Genomic DNA, 16,812 nt, shown 5'->3' on the forward strand with positions numbered 1-16,812 from the left:
TAAAAAGGAAAATAGTAACTGTAGATTATGAGAACAATGAAGCCAGATTGCACCATCGCGATCGCGAATCGCACTTACACGTATCTCGGCTCAACGTCTAAAACGCAACCTCGGAAGCAACCTCGTGCCATTGAGTTACCAATTTCTCCGCAGTTGCACTCTCAACAGCAGCAAGGTTTAGCGGATAGTCCACATTGTCGCGCTCAATCCAGCGGGCGGCTGTGAATTGCCCGTTGCTTGCTCTGACAATAAAGCCAGACTCCTGACACTCTGGAGAAGCGAGATATAAAACTCCTGGAGCCACTTGCTCTGGTCGTAAATCTTCTGGCTCATCCTGAATATTCCACATCCGCGTTTTGGCGACTGGCGAAATTGCATTCACCAGAATTCCATGCTCTTTGCCTTCCACCGCAAGTACGTTCATCAGACCAATTTGTGCCATTTTTCCCATCGCGTAAGCAGCCAGACCACTGAGTGCATATTGCTGGTAAATCGCTCGATCCGAAGTTGTCAACACAATCCGTCCATAATGTTGTTGCTTCATTGTTGGAAAAGCGGCTTGAGCCAACCAGGTTGGTGCTTCTAAGTGAATGGCAATAGCACGCTGTAGAAAATCCGGTGCCAGATCTTGGATGGACTGGTAAGCAACCCATCCAGCATTGTGGATCAAGATATCGAGGCGACCAAGCTTTTCTAGTGTCATTTCCACCAAGCTTTGGCAGTTGCCTCGACTATCCAGAAGTACGTCGTTGGCGATCGCCACTCCATCGGCTTCTCGAATTTTGCTGGCGACATCAGCCGCAACTGTTGGATCGGAATCAGTCCCTTCTTTGTTAACGCCTGCATCGTGGATAACGACTTGCGCTCCTCTTTCTGCCAGCAGATGAGCATAGGCTGCTCCTAAACCGCGTCCACTGCCAGTGATAATAGCTACTCGATCGTCAAGTCGAATCATTTGCTTGTCCTGACCTTAAATCTTGAACTTTATTGGGTGTATGTCCTATCTCATGCCAAGCTCAGAATTGAGTTACCGAGCTACTCTTTCAGTGTTACTGTCTGTATAATCCGTACTGACAGTAACCACCTCCTGCTAAGATAAGAAAGATAGCACTTCTTGCAGAAAGCGAGAGCGTCCTTTTTCCGGTCGGTCAAGGAACAAATAGTGTGTACCATCTGGAATTGTCACAGTTTGTACTTTTGATGCATTGACTAATTCATTTTTTAGTGCATTTAAGTCTGCGGGTCTTGACCAAAAATCTCGCTCTCCTCGAATTACAAGTGTTGGGACTCTAATATCTGCTGCATTCCAGTATTTTTGACCGCGTGCTAGATTGTAACTTTCTAATTGGTAGGCATTAGGAATTTTTAGACTGGGGGGTTGACGAGTATTGCTCGTTGGGTCGCTCTCGATCGCTTCTTTTTGATAGGCGATCGCAATCTCTTCCGAGCGCCACTGACTTTTATCTTGGACTGGGATGGTCTGGTTCCATTTTCCTAAAAGTCCTTCAGCCGTAACTAACCGATATCCTCCATCTCGAGCATTAAACTCACCCGGTTGATTGGGATTCTCGAAGGTTTTACCAAGCTCCCACGATGCATTTACTCCATAAAGACTATTAAGCATTACTAGATGACTTACCTTATCGTTGTTGCGACTAGTATACATTCCTGCCCAATGTCCTCCTGTCGCCCAACCAATCAGAGCCACTTTGTTTCCTGACTCGCGTTCTCGAATCCAGTCCATCACAGCACTAATATCGCCCACTGCTTCAGAAGAAGTAACAGAAGGTGGATTTTTATCTTGTGGTTGATTGAGTGCAGCGGGACGAGTTGATTTTTCCCAACCTCGTACATTCATCAGATATACAGTATGCCCAGCAGATGCTAAATCTGTCGCGACTGAATAGTCAGGAACATTAATATCGAACGAAGTAACGCTACCAGGTCCGCCACCATGAATCAGCAGTATCGGCACGCGACCATTATTTGTATTATTATTTAGCTGCACTTTACGAACAAAGATTTGAATCCTAGGTTCGCTGGTGACAAAACTATCTTCACGCTGAATTTGCGGAGTAAGAGATGATACTTGGTTTGTCATTTGGGGTGATGTAGTTACGTTCTGTGCTTGCATTTGGCTGCATGATGTCACAAGAGTAGTTGATAAAAACCCAATCGCTAAAGCTTTAAAACCATGCTTTTTTAAGGATTGTCTGTTCATTTTTTCCTCCACAGGTATTAAGGCTTGAGTAAATGTGAGTTAGAAAAATTACAATTATCTTGTACTTAGACGCTTGGAGAATATTTTTGTTGGTAAACCCGCGCAACCTTATTTCCTAGAGTAAAAACTTTCAACAAATATGTCCAATACAACTTTTGTCTTAATCTAATACTTAAAAAGTCTTAAAATGAGATATCTGAGATACAAAAATAAATCAAATGGAACTTCGGCATCTAAGGTATTTTGTAACAGTGGCAGAAGAACTACATTTTGGTCGAGCCGCAGAAAGATTGCAGATGGCTCAACCACCTCTCAGTCATCAGATACGCCAATTAGAACTGGAGTTAGGTGTTGAGCTTTTTCACCGCACTAAACGCAGCGTTCAATTAACAGAAGTAGGGCAATTATTTTTAGAAGAAGCTCGCCAAATTCTTATACAAGCAGGCCAAGCAGTTCAAATAGTTCAACAAGCTTCTTCTGGCGAAGTGGGTCGTTTAGTATTAGGTTTTGTAGGGTCTGCTACTTACAGCATTCTTCCAGATACCTTAAAACTTTTTCGCAAAAAATTTCCAAAAGTTCTTCTCAGCTTGCACGAGATGACTACAGCAGAAGTAGTTCAAGCTTTACATGAAAAACGAATTCATCTTGGTTTTGTTCGTCCCCCCATAAACGATGAGGAACTAATAATTGAATCAGTTTTTAAAGAATCATTTATCGTAGCGTTACCAAAATCTCATCCTCTAGAGCGGGAAACAAAAATCTACCTAAAGATGCTTGCAAACGAACCATTTATTTTATTTCCTCGTCATTTGGGGTCAGGCTTTTATGACCAAATTGTCGCTATGTGTCAAAAAGCAGGTTTCAGTCCTCAAGTAGCACAGGAAGCAGTACAAATGCAAACTATTGTTAGCCTAGTCGCAGCAGAGTTAGGAGTCGCGATAGTTCCCGCTTCTATGCAAAATCTTCAACGAGTTGGAGTTGTGTATAAGCTATTAGCAGAAGAAACTCCACAAGCCGAATTGGCAATGATTTGGCGTCGAGATGAAAAATCGCCTGTATTACATAAGTTTTTAGATATTGTTAGAGAAATAGACTTACCTTGTTGGCTTTGAGGGTAGGTATCCTGTCAACAAAAAATGAAGATGAATTCACGACTAGAAGTTCTAGTACTACAACGAGAGATCGAATTTGGTGCGATAAGCTGGGTACAGCTTGCGCTTCACGAACGCGAACCATTGTTCTGTAAGTTTTTGAGCGATCGCCCCGAACTGGAATCAGCGCCTGCAATCTTGATTGCTTCGTCAAAGTCTCGTTGTAGTACAGTCACGCTCATCAATTACTGTACATATCTTTCCTGCCAACTGCCCTGTTTTTACGTCTTCCAGGCTTTTGAGCTTGAGAAACAAAGCTAGAGCGTGTTGTTCCATCCGCTACCCAAATTTGTTCAAACTTAGTCCGCGCAAATTTAATACTATCTAGTAAGGGACGCCTTCGTCGTTGCTGCCAATTCCCAATTTTTAATTTATACTTAGCATAAGTAGCTGTGATGAACTGTGTAATCACGGTGCATAAAAACTTCTACCCCTACAGCCTCGGCTGTTCAAGTCACGCATAGCTTTCCCTTGAGTGCTATTAGGCTTCTAGCCTGTGGGGGGACGTATTGTACTAACTGACACGATGCCAAAGCTAAAAAAAGCTATTTGTTTTTACTACAAAGGTTTCACCATCATGGCTCTATGATTCTATCTTGCTTGACCTTAATACTTTGATTTGATTTGTAATCACAATTTATGACTCATTCTTCAGGCGTTTTCTGAACATTTAAATGGTATATGCAGAGCGCAACCGCAGTATAGCTGCTATATTAGTATCCGAGCGCTTATTTGCTTATTTGACTACCAGTAATGACTAATTTTGAAACCGCTTCCCCGACTGGGACAAACTACACTGTTGAAAGTTCTTCCGCCACATCAAATCCAAATATGTTGCTTACTTTGAAGGTAATTGAGTATTTATTCTTAGCAGCTAGTGTTGGTACATTCGTCATTATCAAGGTTTTTCCCGACGTTGCAGTAGCCAAAATATATTTAGCAGGTTTTTTTGCTAGTTGGATTTTTTTCTTCCTCGCAAATAGACAAATAGCCCAAAACGCAATTCGTGTTGCATCTTATGCAGATTTAACCAAAAAAGCTGAAATATATCCAACTCTAACGAGCAATAATTCTGTGGGAAACAATTCGATCAACTTAGCAAGAATAAAAGCTTTACAGTATAGCCAGGATCTGATAGAAGACTATAAAAGAACCAGAACTAGCTCTAGAAATATCTACTACGCGGCGCAAATTGCCACCATTGTTTTTTCTGGAGTTACACCGATTTTAGTTTTGGTTGACAAATTGGAAGCAGGTGTATCGTGGCTCAAGTGGCTCCCTGTAATTTGTCCGGCGATCGCCTCTATTGTCGCTAGTATTGTTACCTCCTTTCCTTTCCAGGAGAATTGGATTGCCGCTAACAGCAGCGTTGAATTGTTAGAAGCAGAACAAGAGAAATTTGTCTTGGGAGTCAGTGAACCTTACCGTTATAATGATGTAGCTAATGAAACTCAGCATCAAAAACAGGCACAAATGGCGATCGAAAACTTTATTACTCAGGTGAATAATATTCATCTCAAGCAAGTACAAGAATCGGGTGTGAAGAAGTCACCCGAGCAAAAAACAGAGACATCGGAAGAGAAGACAGCCGCTTAACGTGAGAATTCAGATACCCGACTTCGTATTCCATAAGCACTAGTGTTATGCGATAAGTGAGCGATTACGGCTAAAATCGAATCGCTTACACACCTTGTTGTAGTTAGGAACATGTATCCTTATTGTGTTCTACTGGCGCGGCTAACATACCTTCAGAAAGACCAGCTTCACGCAAACGAAAAGCACCAATATTTCGACTAAGTACTGCCAACCCTGCTAGATGTGCCTGTAAGCCCGCCGTACTAGCGCAACAATCAGTGAGTACGATGGGTTCAACGCCAATGTCGAAAAAATCCATCGCTATTTTCAACACGCACATATCAGTGTCAATACCGACGATAAAAACCCGTTCAAAACACTGCTTGTGAAAGTAGTCTATCAAGTCATCCGGTATCCCGCACACCCCCAGCTTAGAAAAAACGAGTTCTGGTTGAACCCAGGGTTGTAATTCTGGAACAATATCAATTTCTGGTTCATGAGGATTTGGATTTTTTGTTTCCCCCCTTTATAAGGGGGGATTAAGGGGGGTAAATTCAACGCCTCAAAGCAATATTACCCGATAAGCTGTTTCGATTTGGTGCTCGCAAGCGGTTGAACCTGCCATAGACTAATTGAGAGTTAGTTTATGGGTTGACTGCTCTTCGGATTAAACGATCAGATTTAAATCTCCAAATTCATGCCAGAAATACTGTTTTTGCACCGCTTCTTCATATGAATCCCGAATTTTCTCTGCGCTTAAGAAGGCAGTCAACAAGTCGAGATGGCTAGCCTCTGGTTCGTGCATTCCAGTTAGCAAACCATCCACGGTTTTGAGCCTGTGATTGGCCGTAATATGCAGTCGCGTGTACCCGTGTTCGGCTTTCACTTTGCCCGTGTCGTCCGCTACTGATTCTAACGCCCGTACTACTGTAGTTCCCACAGCAATGACTCGTCCACCTCTAAAGTGTGTTTGGTTAATCTTTTGAGCTGCTAACTCGCTAATAAAGTATTCTTCTTCTGAGGCAGGGTGTTGAGCGTCAAGAGCATCGTCCATGTAAGAAGAAAGCCCGGTATGAAGTACAATATAAGCTGTTTCTACACCCTGACGCCTGAGATCGAAGAGCAGTTTCCAGGTAAAAGCACGACCTGCTGATGGCATCTCCGCGCTCCCTGGTTCTTTAGCATAAACTGTCTGGTAATAGTCTAGCTCCCAAGGGGCAGAAACATACTCATAGCGAACCGGACGCCCCAAACGATAAAGTAAATCCATTAACTCCGTATCCGATTTGGAGAAACGGAGTTTCCAAAGCCTGGGAATATTGACATCACGCTCATAAACTGTACCTGTTAATCCTTGTCCAAAGTCAATTTGCATCCCACTGCGAAGTCCGCAGGAAAAAGGATCGCCCTTTTGGCACAGCAGCAGTACTAACCAGGAGTCATCTGGGAGATGCTGTGCTAAACGAATTTCCATACAGTTGCCTCTTGGCACTTCACAACCATTCAGGCAAGCCGGAAGCGTGCGACTAGAATTAAAAACAAGCAAATCGCCAGGACGAAGAAATTCACTGACACGGTCAAATCGTGTATGTTCAACCTTGTTGGTAATACGGTCGATCGCCATCAGCCGCACGCGATCGCGTCCAATCCCCCGCCGTTCTGGTGGCTCTTTAGCTAAGAGTTCAATAGGAAGAGTAAAGGTAAAGGGAGTTGCCATAAGTTGTTACTTTCTAATTACGAATTACGAATTACGAATTATTTTGTCCCCAGTTTTCTTCTTGAGCTTGAAATCTCTGTCCGTTTACGTTTTGAGATTCATCCGAAGCCAAGTAAACAAACACATCTGTAACTTCTGCTGGATCTGCCCACTGAGTTGGATCTTCATTTGGTTCCGCAGCACGATGCATTGCAGTATTCATGTCTCCTGGATCGACCCAATTCACTCGCACACCACTACCTTCTAATTCAGCAGCCCAGGTTTCGGACATCCCTTCTATACCAAACTTCGAAATTCCATAGGCTCCCCAGCCCGGATATCCTCTCACTCCAGCATCACTCGTTACGTTAATAATGGAGCCACCTCTTTCGATCATTGCTGGCAAAGCCTTTTTAATCAAGAGAAACGGAGCAATCAAATTGGTGTTGATGACGCTGTGGAAGTCTTCTAAGGGATAATCCAATAGAAATGGCATTGGGGCTGGACCAATTGTTGAAGCATTGTTGACGAGTACGTCGAGTTTACCGTTAAATTCATTTAAAGTTGTGGCAACCACGCGCTCAATGTCTTCTGGTTGAGTTAAATCAGCAGCGATCGTCAGGACTTTTGTTTGAAGGGCAGCTTCAGCTAAAATGCGCTTGCGTACTTCATTTGTTACACGCTCAACTTCTCCAGGTTGAGTTAGATCTGCACTGACAACCACAACAGTTGTTTTATTTGTTTTAGGAGCAACTTCATTGATGCGATCGCGTACCTCCTTGAGGGCTTCTTGTCTTCGAGCTACAATCGCTATCCCAGAGGCTCCTTGCTGGGCATAAGCGATCGCCAGTTGTCGCCCCAATCCCTGTGACGCTCCTGTAATTAAGACGTATTTTCCTTCTAATCTAGCCATATTCAATTCCTAGCAACGAAATATTAAGGTGTGTAGGATGCAACTTTTGTTATTTTTTTCTAAGTCATAGTCATTATGAGTTTATTGTAGCAACAAAAGTCTATTCATTCCCAGAAAGATGACTTGATACCCAAGTGATTGAACTTTCTAGGCGTGCGCCAGATTCGGAAGTCATTAGGGAGGTTGGCTCAGGAATGAACTTCAAACGCAAAAAGTTCATGGCATTGATGCATAGAGTGCATGAAGGTGAAGTCTCGCAGATAGTTGTAGGACATAAAGACAGGTTGTGTAGGTTTGGGTTTGATTTCGTGGAATGGTTCTGCAACCTGAATGGGTGCAAGATAGTACTGGGAAAAACAGAGTTAAGTCCTCATCAAGAGCTAATGCAAGATTTTCTGTCTATCATGCACGGTTTTAGCTCAAAGCTCTATTTTCTTAGAAAATACAAAGAAAAAATTTTGAATGACTTCGAGAAAACAGAGTCAAACGGTGTGTAGTAAAATTTGGATGCGATCGCGATCGCGCAACAGGAGCAATAACTTTTAAGAACCACTAGTGCTAAAGCCCACAGTTATGCTTTTTTAGTAGCACGCCAGTATCTGAGATAGTTCAATATGCCAGCAAATTTGGTAGCACGCAAGTGTCTGAGATAGTTCAACATCCTAGCAAAAAATAGTCTCAAAAAAGCTACTTTGCTTTGCCATCCAGGATATTTACGTATCAGATACCATGTGGCTGATGGACTTAACCATATGCTAGAGCAATTTTGTAAGTGTTTAGCTAATGCTACTCCCTCAAGTGAATCTGCTAATTTGTCAACGACTTTCAGGCTAGGCGGTAACTTGTTAGGATTCGCCGTTCGATCGCTGTGTAAGTTGATCCAGCGTGGTTCTCCACCTTTGTTGTATGTTTTTGCTTCAGGATGCCCACAACCGATGTTATGTACAAAAGACACCATCGGCGTAATGTGTACATATTTTTTGTACAAACACGCCAAAGTCAGAGTTATTACCCAATCTTGTTGATGATTGTTTTCTAGAAAAAATTGATTAACAATTGTATACTTTGTTTGGATTGTTGCAGGGATTTTATAATAATTACCAAAAGGGTTATAGCCCTGTTTATAGTTAGCAAGATTCAAATCATGCCAACGATCTGCCCAGGTTCCCAAACCCAAGGCAAATACTCGTTGTGATACCATAAAATCTTCTTTAATGACTTGATTCAATCCTTGAGGGAAATTTGCATAGCCTGTAACTGAAAACACTTGAGGAAAATCACGATAAGCTACTAACAGACGACACATTCTGTCATAAAAATAAGGATTGGGAACAACGTCATCTTCTAAGTATATAGCAGCAGGAAAATGAGTAAAAACTTGAGTGAGGGCAGTAACTGCATTGACATCACAGCCTAAATTATGCGGGCGAGATATAATATCAACAGGAATAGTATTGGAAAATTCTTGCAATAAATTAATAGATTTTTTTATCAATTTTTTGTCTTTTTCATTCCTCGCTCCATCAATGAAAGCCAGAATTTTTTTGGGCTTTAATGTTTGTTTGGCTAGGGCTAATAGAACTTGTTCTAGTAGATCGGGGCGAGTAAAAGCCAGTAGAACAATAGGTGGTAACTCTTCTGGCAATTCTACTTCATTCAAAGATAAAGGAAGTTTGAGTTTTTGATGAGTGTAGGTGTTCATTTTTTTTGGAATATATATCCATCCTGCACTGCTGCCAATAATAAACTATCAAATATCAACGTAAGTTAAGTCAGTCTCTAGAAGGATGTCGCGAGCAGATATTCTATTTTATTTAGTTAAATTTTATACTTAAAAATCAAGGATAAGGAAAAGTTTATAAAGATGAACTGATAAAACTAGGAAGGCTCTTAATGTTTTACCTCTGTATGCTTAATTTAAATAGTTTAGGAATTTGCCAAGGAACTGCGAGATCCTCTATGCCGTGGGTGGTATCTTAAGAAAAGCGCTGATATCGGGGTATAAAGCAACTTACGTAGTGTGCGATCGCCAAATGGAAGCGAGCGCTTGCTAGTTGGTAGCCCGAACAAATAGGCTCGACATATCGAACTGATTTTTGAACGTTTCGTAGCTTAAATAGTCATTACGATGAATGAGCAGTAGAAAATTTTGGCTGTACAATCTGAGTTTTTGGTAGTTTGCGATCTTTTTTTTATTCTTTTGAGAGAAATCCGGGTAAGGCTAGGCAAATAAAGAAAGATTATCAAGACATTTACACTAATTTATCGGGAAAGGCACGTTGCCTCCTGCGGAGTGCATTCGGGAATTCTGGCTCCTGTCCTGGAGCCCCGTACTGGGATGTTCAAGGGTTTAAGACCCCCACTGAACTCGTGAGCGTGGCTACCGGCTCTGTCGGGGTGCTACTCCGTTCTAAACGGAACATAAATGTTATCTGCCATCTGCCATCTGCCATCGTTCAATTGTGCTTGCTGATTTAAGCCAACTTTTGTTTCCTCAAATAGAGGAAGCATTACCGCTCTCCACTTGTTCTGTTTGCGTTAGCACTACTTTTTCATGAACAATGATACCCGTGCCAAAACTATTCTAATTCTGGCAGCAAACCCCGCAAGTACTTCTCGTCTGCGGTTGGATGAAGAAGTACGCTCAATTGAAGAGGGATTGCGACGAGCAAAGTATAGGGAACAGTTTTAGTTTTTCGTGGAAAACAAGAGATGCCTACGTGTTTCTCCTCTCTCAGAAAGACTGGTAATTGTAGCTGTTAGGAATGAAATATTCTGATATTCAATTGATGTCCAAACATTTACCCAGTTTTGCACTTATCTTTTATTATAAAATATATTATACAATATGAAGCTATCCGGTCAGCAACTAAGAGAACTACAAAATGCTTTAATTGACGCCTTTCCTAATAAGTACCAGCTAGAGCAAATGCTATTTTACGAGCTAGATAAAAGCTTAGATATCATTGCAGGAGGCAGTCAGTTACAAGAAATTATTTTTCAACTGATTAAAACCGCAAAAGCTCAAGGATGGCTTGAGGATTTAGTTCGTGCTGCGTGCAAAGAAAACCCTGGAAACTTAAAGTTACAAGCTGTTGCTCAACAATTGCTAACAAATTCTTATTCAGAGATAGCTGTTGTTTCGTCACCTAATACTCCTTTAGATAACAGCACTGCGGCAAAAATTAAGCTAGTGTGCCGTAATTTGGTTGAAGAATGTGCAGAGAATGGCGAAATTTCTTTTTTGGAAGATGAACTCAGTTCTGAAAAGGGGGTAGACTACACGCGACTGTGTAATTTACTCAAAGCAAAAAAGTGGAAAGAAGCTGACTATGAAACTTATTTGGTCATGCGTCAAGCTGTTGGTCGCTCGGATGGTGATTGGATTAGAGATTCCGATCTTTTAAACTTTCCTTGTACTGACCTTCATACCATAGATCGCTTGTGGGTAAAGTATAGCAATGGACGCTTTGGTTTTAGCACCCAAAAGAAAATTTACCTAGAAGTTGGGGGGTTACCTGACGGCAAATACTTTGAAGAAGCTTGGGATAAATTTGGCGAGTGCGTGAAATGGAGAGAAAAGGCACACTTAGTATACTGGATTTACTATGAAGATGTAACCTTTGATATATCAGCACCCTATGGACATTTGCCAGCGTTTGGGGCTTTTATTGGTGTCCGAAGAGGGGGTCTCCATTGGCGGGTTCGCGTTTCATGGGGGCGTTGTCTCTTTTTTCGCCTAGAGGCTTGTAAAATCTAACATTAATCACATAGCTCTTCCTGAGGTAGGATTAGTATTGGCGCAACACTATTAACGAAGCGCGATCGCAAGGAAGAGTATTAGACTTTGGGGTAAAGCCACGGTTGGAATAGTTTTGTTAGACGGGGCATCACCAGATAGGTGAGCAGTGCTACAACTAGTCCGGTGGTGATGAGTTGATTGAGCAATACAGGCAAACCGGACAAAAGCGGAGCCAACAATCGGCTGACAATCCCCAAAGTCACAAACACTCCCAGCCAGGTAATCAGTGCCATTTTGTAGCGAGGGGGTGGAGCTTTGAGTGGCTTTTCAGATAGCGTGAACCATGTTTCCAATCCAGTCATGGTTTGTACGTTCTCTGGTTTCTCAATCAATGGTTGCAATCGCTCAATCCAGTCACGCCGCACGTCCGATTCCATCCATTTTTTGAGATTAATGTAGCTATCGAACCGCAGAATGACGACGTATTCCGGATGAGTGCGATCGCGAGGTCGAATGATGCTTACACCCATATGTCCATCAAACTGCTTGGCGGCAGGAATAATACCATGTACCCATTCCTCATATCCCTGCTCTCGGCCCGGACGAATCAGGTGGGAGATAATGGCAGTTACTTGATGATTCTCATCTGTACCGATTGCCACAGGCTCGTCTAACATCACATTTGTCTCCATCAAGTGACTGTACTGTCAGCAGTTTATCAACGAGCAAGCATTTAGAACAAGATCTCGCAAGTTCTCCTTAAGATGGGTGCGATCGGACTGTACAGTGATGGATGTAGTAAGGACTTTTTTTAGACCAAGTGGAAGTCGGTTGGCTCGTTTGGAAGCACCGATAAAATGGTACGCCAAAAATGAAGGAGACGTAGCTGTTATGGGATTGTCACTCGTGAATGTCTGGTCTCTATTTCAGCTATATCCACAGCGTTGGCCTTTTGTTCTGAACTTGCTTTCTTGGATTCCTTCGATCCGAAATGGTTATTTAATTGTTAAGACTAAGATAGAGCCGTTGTTGTAAGTAGGTGCAGGTAAATAAATATTTATCCCAAAGACTTACCTGCTCTACCTCCTGCTATTTTTTAGTTCCGTTGAACTTACGTTATTTACTATCGATCTAACCAGTTCAGCAGCCCAAGTGAAGTAGCGCCTCCTACAAGGTGAGCGCCTATCAGATTGACGTTTGCCAAAACTACAAAAAGATCTAGGGAACGAATGACATTTTCAGGTCTGTAGACTGCCACTCCTTGAGGTAGAGCTAGAGCTTTCGATAGTACAGCAACAACGGTCACTTCAGATGCTAAAAAAGCTAACAATAGCCCTATCAAACTGACGATTAATCCAATGCGTAATACTTGAATTACGTCCTCTTTCCTTGGATGTAGTTCACGGTTAGGGGACTGTAAAAGTTTGTCTAAACGCCTGTAGCGGTTCACCCAATAGAGCCTAAAACACAGCACTAAAATCCCAATAATACCAAAAAAGACTCCAAACCCCATGGCCGAATTCGTCGTTGTTTGGTCAATGGAACTACGGCTAAATATTGCCAAGAACAAAGCCAAGCCTGAAACAGCACCTAGTGCTAACTGTACCCAGAAGCTAATCGGTCTTACTACGTGAAAAGTAGCTGCAAATTTTTGCTTTGTTGGTACAGGTAAGTATGAATTTAAGTCATTTGACATATCCCTTCTCCTTAAACCTGATAAACTATCTTTTGATTTTTGAAAATAGTTTGAGTTCAGTAATTTTGGACTTGGCATAGCGCCTTAAAGAGTTAACAATTTTCTACTTTTTAATTAGAGGTAGCAGCTGGTAACTGCTTTAATCTGATTGTGATAATTTGGGTTAAACTATTGGAGTCATTCAAAATTGACCAACCTTGGTCACAAGGCGGTGTTTTAATCACCAAAAATTGTATTTTTTGCCATAAACCCACCCCGTGACCAGCGGACTCGGAGAGCCTATAAAGTTAATTAATTGGTAAAGTTTGGTCATTTTTGGACAGTTTTTTTTCAAAGAGAGTTGGGAGGCACAGCTACAATTAAGACTCCTCATGCTTAATAGACTTTAAAACCAAGACGGCTTTGGTTGATTTCCTGTTAAATTTCCGCTGTTAGGTCAATCAGCCGTACACCCATATATGGATTCGACTCGACCAGTTGTGACTAATTGATTAGCAACTTGTCTAGCTTTTATGTCTGTTAGATAAGTACATCCTGCATTCCTACCAATAATAAACTATCAAATATTAACGGAAATCAAGTCATTCTCTAGAAAGATGTAGCAAGCAGACATTTTTGATTTTAGGTAGTAAACAATTTAGACTTAAGAATGAAGACTATACGTAACGTTCGTTCATTAAGTTCAAGAGTTAAACTTAACTGCCGAGGATATATTTACTACTGGTATTGGGTAAGCCGAGGGCCTCGATTCTCCTATACAGACCTATGCGATCGGCTTGACAAAATTCTTGAAGTTTAGCAAGTTTCATGTTGGCAGGCGAGAGTCGATAGTGATGCTCTCTGCTTCTGCTAAAAGGACGTCTGTATTCAATCAGACTCCTTTTTTTCTTTAAATTCAAGCATTGAGTTTTAAATTCAGTATATTTACTAAGTTACAAACGTTACTCAATTGCCTATAACAAGAAAGAAAGGCTGGCATCTGCTAAAAGACAGATTTATTTATAAATTTAAAGACCTATTTTGTGTTTCCATCTCCTATAAGGACTCAAAAATGTTAGATTCTCATTCAGCTTCATTGGGTTGTTCACACTCTCAAGATACAGATTCAGCTTTTTGGCAGTTATGGCAAGAATACCGAGACTATCTTTACCGATGTTGTCTGAAATGGATGGGGGGGAACGTTGCGGAAGCAGAAGATGCCCTCAGTCAGGCTATGCTCAAAGCCAGAGAGAAAGTACGGGATTATAATGGTGGTATCACCAACTTCAAAGCTTGGCTGACTCAACTGACTAAAAACCTCTGTGTGGATATCCATCGAGAAAGAAACAAAAGCTCGATGAAAATGGAAAGTTGGGAAGAAATCGCGCTTACAAAAGAACAAGAATTGGCTAGCCAAGCAGAAACACCAGATCTCGCGGCTACGCGGCGAGATCTCGAAGTTTTTTTTTGCCGTGCAATTGATGAGTTAGCAGATAGATTGCGCGAGACTTTTGTGCTGCATTTCGAGCAAGAGTTGTCTTATCAAGAGATTGCCGAACAGCTAAATATTTCTTACGATAACGTTCGCAAGCGAATTTCCCAAGCGCGGGCAATTTTGCGAAAGCATATGATTGAATATTTGGGAGAGGAACATGGGACGCCCGCATCTCCAAAAGCAAGGAAGTCTAAGCAAAAAGAACCCGTTACAGATGATAATTTAGCCTTATCTGAGGAGTTAAAAGAAGTAGAAATTGTTGCAGGTGGGAATGAGAAGTCTGGTTTCTGTCATTTTGAGCAGGACGAGAAACCGGATTTCTGCAGCTTGAAGCAACATAATGTTAGCTGTAACCAAGAAATCAACCCAGTGTCTCAGCAGGGGGAGAAACCGAGTTTTTATAACCTTGTAAGTTGGGTTGAGGTACGAAACCTAGGGCATTTGTTGGCTAGACCTTCACTCAACCCAACTTACAAGAAAATGACGCTCTTATTGAGCGTAGGTCATTTAGTAGTCCCCCACATTGATTTTGATGGGCTACAAGATTTTCAAGTAGGGTGGGTACTACCCACCGTTAGCTGTTGGTGGGTACTGCTCACTCTACTACTTACCCATCAGAATTTATGTGACAGACTACTAGAGCCAGAAACTTCATTTCTGAGGGTGAATACTTTTCATCAAGAAATAGACTCAAGCTAAATCCTGGTTATATATAGCAATCCTAAATCATTCATCTTAGATCTTGCACCATCGTCTTATTGCGAAAATAAGTGTAGCTGCCCCTGTTAAGGTAACGGCACCTACGGGTTTCGTTGATACTACCAGGCAGGCTCTTGTTTACGGTGCAACTGCCGACAGCAACACAACAACATCTAGTAGCGTTGGGACTGCTTTATGGGACAACCCAGCGATAATGTCCACAAGTCCTTTAAACATTACTCCTGGTAACCATACTTTGAAAGTCGGTATGAATGCTGGTCAAGTCACTGGCTCTACACCACCACCTGCTGGTGTTTATCAGTATAAAGTCACTCTCACCGCTACTCCTAACTAGAATAGAGTCAAGAACAAGCCTGCTTTCATTTAGAAATCAGGCTTCTCAAAACCTCGATCTAGTTATCTTAATTCTTTGGAGAGGATTGGATGCAGTGGTTCAAGCTCCAATCCTTTTACCGCGATGGTTCCTATGGCTGTGTGTTAGACAAATCAAACATGAAACTTGCTGTAAAGCAGCTTATTTTATATCCTATGAGCAGTTCTACAAAGAAACCCGATTTCTTGCAACAATCGAGGTTTTCAAAATTAAAGATCCAGAAAAAAACCGGGCTTCTAGCCCTATCCCCCTTAGGCAGTGTTTTGCTATCTAGCTTTTTATTATGGGGAACTGCTGCGAGAGCAGACATTGCTATTTCGCCACTAGTGATCGAAACCCAAGTTCAACGAGGTCAAGCCCAAGGAACGATTACAGTTCGGAATGGAGATGCCAAAGAGTTTCGCGCCCGCGTTTATAGCGCCCCCTTTACCTACGATGCAGAACAAGGGTATAAACCTTTAAAGTCGAGTCCTCAAGATTTGACTCCCTACCTGCAATTTTCACCCAGAGAACTGCAAGTCTCTGGTTCAGATGAACGCAGAATCCGCTTTGTTGTGCGCTTTCCTCCCAGTTTACCGGATGGTGAATATCGCGCCATGCTGTTTACAGAAAATTTAGAAGCGATAATGCAGAAGGAAACCAATACAACCACTGGTATCACCTTCAAAACGGCCATTGTTCCGCAAGTGGGAGTCGCTGTTTATGTTCGCAAGGGCAATATTTCCCATAATCTCAGTGTGAAAAGTGCTCGATATAATCCTCAATTTAAGCAAGTTCAACTCCTTGTTCGTAATACGGGAAAAGCTAGTGCCATTCTTCAGGGCGAGTGGACGATTAAAAAGGGAGAGCAAGAGATTTACAAGGGTCGAGGGATAGATACCACTGTCATTGCTGAAGGAGAGCGTTATCTGATTGTTGATTATGTTAAAAAATTAGAATCAGGAGAATATCAACTGTCTGGAAATTTGGGCTGGGGAGTCAACCGGACTAATAAAATTCCATTTAATGTGAAATTTTCTGTTCCTTAAACGCTCCTAAAGAGCCGAGGGCAAAACCGAACTGCTAGAAGAAATATACCACAAAATTTCTTGGCGTGCCCCAATAAGAAACACGGTTTCTATTATTACTTGATTAATGCTCAACTAGAAACTCTTACTTACAATAATTAGCAATTGAATAGACTACCCGTGTGGGGTCATGTGTCAGATATCAAAATTTTTTACCTGACACAATTGCATACGGCTGTAAGCA

Annotated in this window: 17 protein-coding genes and 1 pseudogene; 9 read left to right on the plus strand and 9 right to left on the minus strand. The window is 41.9% G+C overall.

Translation table 11 applies throughout. The features are described 5' to 3' along the window. Nucleotides 1-97 precede the first annotated feature (97 nt). Both F7734_RS22915 and F7734_RS22920 read right to left on the minus strand, forming a co-directional pair. Nucleotides 98-955: an SDR family NAD(P)-dependent oxidoreductase gene (locus F7734_RS22915; RefSeq protein WP_155746818.1), complete on the minus strand. Its 858-nt coding sequence runs from the start codon at nucleotides 953-955 to the stop codon at nucleotides 98-100. Between the two features lie 135 nt (nucleotides 956-1,090). Continuing rightward, on the minus strand, nucleotides 1,091-2,221 hold the full coding sequence (locus tag F7734_RS22920; RefSeq protein ID WP_155746819.1) for an alpha/beta fold hydrolase: 1,131 nt from the start codon (nucleotides 2,219-2,221) through the stop codon (nucleotides 1,091-1,093). Nucleotides 2,222-2,439: 218 nt separating this feature from the next. Here F7734_RS22920 and F7734_RS22925 point away from each other — a divergent pair, with 218 nt between their 5' ends. Further along, entirely contained in the window at nucleotides 2,440-3,333 is an 894-nt protein-coding gene (locus F7734_RS22925; RefSeq protein ID WP_155746820.1) for a LysR family transcriptional regulator, read from the plus strand. A gap of 220 nt (nucleotides 3,334-3,553) precedes the next feature. Here the strand turns inward: F7734_RS22925 and F7734_RS22930 are convergent, their stop codons facing one another. Continuing rightward, a complete protein-coding gene (locus F7734_RS22930) occupies nucleotides 3,554-3,784 on the minus strand; it encodes a hypothetical protein (protein WP_155746821.1) in 231 nt (76 codons plus the stop codon). Between the two features lie 341 nt (nucleotides 3,785-4,125). Between F7734_RS22930 and F7734_RS22935 the strand changes: the two genes are divergently transcribed. Beyond that, nucleotides 4,126-4,968: a DUF4231 domain-containing protein gene (locus F7734_RS22935; protein WP_155746822.1), complete on the plus strand. Its 843-nt coding sequence runs from the start codon at nucleotides 4,126-4,128 to the stop codon at nucleotides 4,966-4,968. Between the two features lie 103 nt (nucleotides 4,969-5,071). On the opposite strand, the pseudogene F7734_RS22940 reads toward F7734_RS22935, so the two are convergent. The 3 genes and pseudogenes from F7734_RS22940 to F7734_RS22950 all read right to left on the minus strand — a co-directional run. Beyond that, nucleotides 5,072-5,443 (minus strand): annotated as a pseudogene (locus F7734_RS22940) (isochorismatase family protein); the annotation flags it as partial. A gap of 171 nt (nucleotides 5,444-5,614) precedes the next feature. Further along, nucleotides 5,615-6,664, minus strand: coding sequence for an S-adenosylmethionine:tRNA ribosyltransferase-isomerase (locus F7734_RS22945; RefSeq protein ID WP_155746823.1), 1,050 nt, complete (start codon nucleotides 6,662-6,664; stop codon nucleotides 5,615-5,617). Nucleotides 6,665-6,695: 31 nt separating this feature from the next. Further along, nucleotides 6,696-7,556 carry an SDR family NAD(P)-dependent oxidoreductase gene (locus F7734_RS22950; RefSeq protein ID WP_155746824.1) on the minus strand — a complete coding sequence of 287 codons (861 nt, stop codon included), beginning with the start codon at nucleotides 7,554-7,556 and terminating at the stop codon, nucleotides 6,696-6,698. Between the two features lie 134 nt (nucleotides 7,557-7,690). Between F7734_RS22950 and F7734_RS22955 the strand changes: the two genes are divergently transcribed. Further along, nucleotides 7,691-8,053, plus strand: a complete 363-nt coding sequence (locus tag F7734_RS22955; protein ID WP_347566264.1) for an IS607 family transposase — start codon at nucleotides 7,691-7,693, stop codon at nucleotides 8,051-8,053. Between the two features lie 74 nt (nucleotides 8,054-8,127). Here F7734_RS22955 and F7734_RS22960 read toward each other — a convergent pair whose 3' ends face one another. Further along, on the minus strand, nucleotides 8,128-9,258 hold the full coding sequence (locus F7734_RS22960) for a sugar transferase (protein WP_155746825.1): 1,131 nt from the start codon (nucleotides 9,256-9,258) through the stop codon (nucleotides 8,128-8,130). An 852-nt stretch (nucleotides 9,259-10,110) separates the two neighbouring features. Here F7734_RS22960 and F7734_RS22965 point away from each other — a divergent pair. Continuing rightward, nucleotides 10,111-10,248, plus strand: coding sequence for a hypothetical protein (locus F7734_RS22965; protein ID WP_155746826.1), 138 nt, complete (start codon nucleotides 10,111-10,113; stop codon nucleotides 10,246-10,248). 156 nt (nucleotides 10,249-10,404) lie between these two features. Beyond that, the gene (locus tag F7734_RS22970) at nucleotides 10,405-11,316 is read left to right on the plus strand and encodes a GUN4 domain-containing protein (protein ID WP_155746827.1); all 912 of its coding nucleotides are present in this window, start codon (nucleotides 10,405-10,407) and stop codon (nucleotides 11,314-11,316) included. A gap of 80 nt (nucleotides 11,317-11,396) precedes the next feature. Here F7734_RS22970 and F7734_RS22975 read toward each other — a convergent pair whose 3' ends face one another. After that, on the minus strand, nucleotides 11,397-11,975 hold the full coding sequence (locus F7734_RS22975; RefSeq protein ID WP_155746856.1) for an antibiotic biosynthesis monooxygenase: 579 nt from the start codon (nucleotides 11,973-11,975) through the stop codon (nucleotides 11,397-11,399). A 112-nt stretch (nucleotides 11,976-12,087) separates the two neighbouring features. Here F7734_RS22975 and F7734_RS22980 point away from each other — a divergent pair, with 112 nt between their 5' ends. Continuing rightward, nucleotides 12,088-12,333, plus strand: coding sequence for a hypothetical protein (locus F7734_RS22980; RefSeq protein WP_155746828.1), 246 nt, complete (start codon nucleotides 12,088-12,090; stop codon nucleotides 12,331-12,333). A gap of 88 nt (nucleotides 12,334-12,421) precedes the next feature. Here F7734_RS22980 and F7734_RS22985 read toward each other — a convergent pair whose 3' ends face one another. Then, nucleotides 12,422-12,994 carry a DUF3611 family protein gene (locus F7734_RS22985; protein ID WP_155746829.1) on the minus strand — a complete coding sequence of 191 codons (573 nt, stop codon included), beginning with the start codon at nucleotides 12,992-12,994 and terminating at the stop codon, nucleotides 12,422-12,424. Nucleotides 12,995-14,045: 1,051 nt separating this feature from the next. Here F7734_RS22985 and F7734_RS22990 point away from each other — a divergent pair. From F7734_RS22990 to F7734_RS23000, 3 genes are all read left to right on the plus strand, one after another. After that, entirely contained in the window at nucleotides 14,046-15,167 is a 1,122-nt protein-coding gene (locus F7734_RS22990) for a sigma-70 family RNA polymerase sigma factor (protein ID WP_155746830.1), read from the plus strand. Nucleotides 15,168-15,210: 43 nt separating this feature from the next. Further along, nucleotides 15,211-15,522: a hypothetical protein gene (locus tag F7734_RS22995; RefSeq protein WP_155746831.1), complete on the plus strand. Its 312-nt coding sequence runs from the start codon at nucleotides 15,211-15,213 to the stop codon at nucleotides 15,520-15,522. 89 nt (nucleotides 15,523-15,611) lie between these two features. Next, nucleotides 15,612-16,589 carry a hypothetical protein gene (locus F7734_RS23000; RefSeq protein WP_243147029.1) on the plus strand — a complete coding sequence of 326 codons (978 nt, stop codon included), beginning with the start codon at nucleotides 15,612-15,614 and terminating at the stop codon, nucleotides 16,587-16,589. Nucleotides 16,590-16,812 lie beyond the last annotated feature (223 nt).

The organism is Scytonema sp. UIC 10036 (genome assembly GCF_009725235.1).

Bases quoted from the DNA above. Each gene is read 5' to 3' on its own strand.
- F7734_RS22915 (WP_155746818.1), bottom strand. From the start codon at position 955: ATGATTCGACTTGACGATCGAGTAGCTATTATCACTGGCAGTGGACGC.
- F7734_RS22920 (WP_155746819.1), bottom strand. From the start codon at position 2,221: ATGAACAGACAATCCTTAAAAAAGCATGGTTTTAAAGCTTTAGCGATT.
- F7734_RS22925 (WP_155746820.1), top strand. From the start codon at position 2,440: ATGGAACTTCGGCATCTAAGGTATTTTGTAACAGTGGCAGAAGAACTA.
- F7734_RS22935 (WP_155746822.1), top strand. From the start codon at position 4,126: ATGACTAATTTTGAAACCGCTTCCCCGACTGGGACAAACTACACTGTT.
- F7734_RS22945 (WP_155746823.1), bottom strand. From the start codon at position 6,664: ATGGCAACTCCCTTTACCTTTACTCTTCCTATTGAACTCTTAGCTAAA.
- F7734_RS22950 (WP_155746824.1), bottom strand. From the start codon at position 7,556: ATGGCTAGATTAGAAGGAAAATACGTCTTAATTACAGGAGCGTCACAG.
- F7734_RS22960 (WP_155746825.1), bottom strand. From the start codon at position 9,258: ATGAACACCTACACTCATCAAAAACTCAAACTTCCTTTATCTTTGAAT.
- F7734_RS22965 (WP_155746826.1), top strand. From the start codon at position 10,111: ATGAACAATGATACCCGTGCCAAAACTATTCTAATTCTGGCAGCAAAC.
- F7734_RS22970 (WP_155746827.1), top strand. From the start codon at position 10,405: ATGAAGCTATCCGGTCAGCAACTAAGAGAACTACAAAATGCTTTAATT.
- F7734_RS22975 (WP_155746856.1), bottom strand. From the start codon at position 11,975: ATGTTAGACGAGCCTGTGGCAATCGGTACAGATGAGAATCATCAAGTA.
- F7734_RS22980 (WP_155746828.1), top strand. From the start codon at position 12,088: ATGGATGTAGTAAGGACTTTTTTTAGACCAAGTGGAAGTCGGTTGGCT.
- F7734_RS22985 (WP_155746829.1), bottom strand. From the start codon at position 12,994: ATGTCAAATGACTTAAATTCATACTTACCTGTACCAACAAAGCAAAAA.
- F7734_RS22990 (WP_155746830.1), top strand. From the start codon at position 14,046: ATGTTAGATTCTCATTCAGCTTCATTGGGTTGTTCACACTCTCAAGAT.
- F7734_RS23000 (WP_243147029.1), top strand. From the start codon at position 15,612: ATGCAGTGGTTCAAGCTCCAATCCTTTTACCGCGATGGTTCCTATGGC.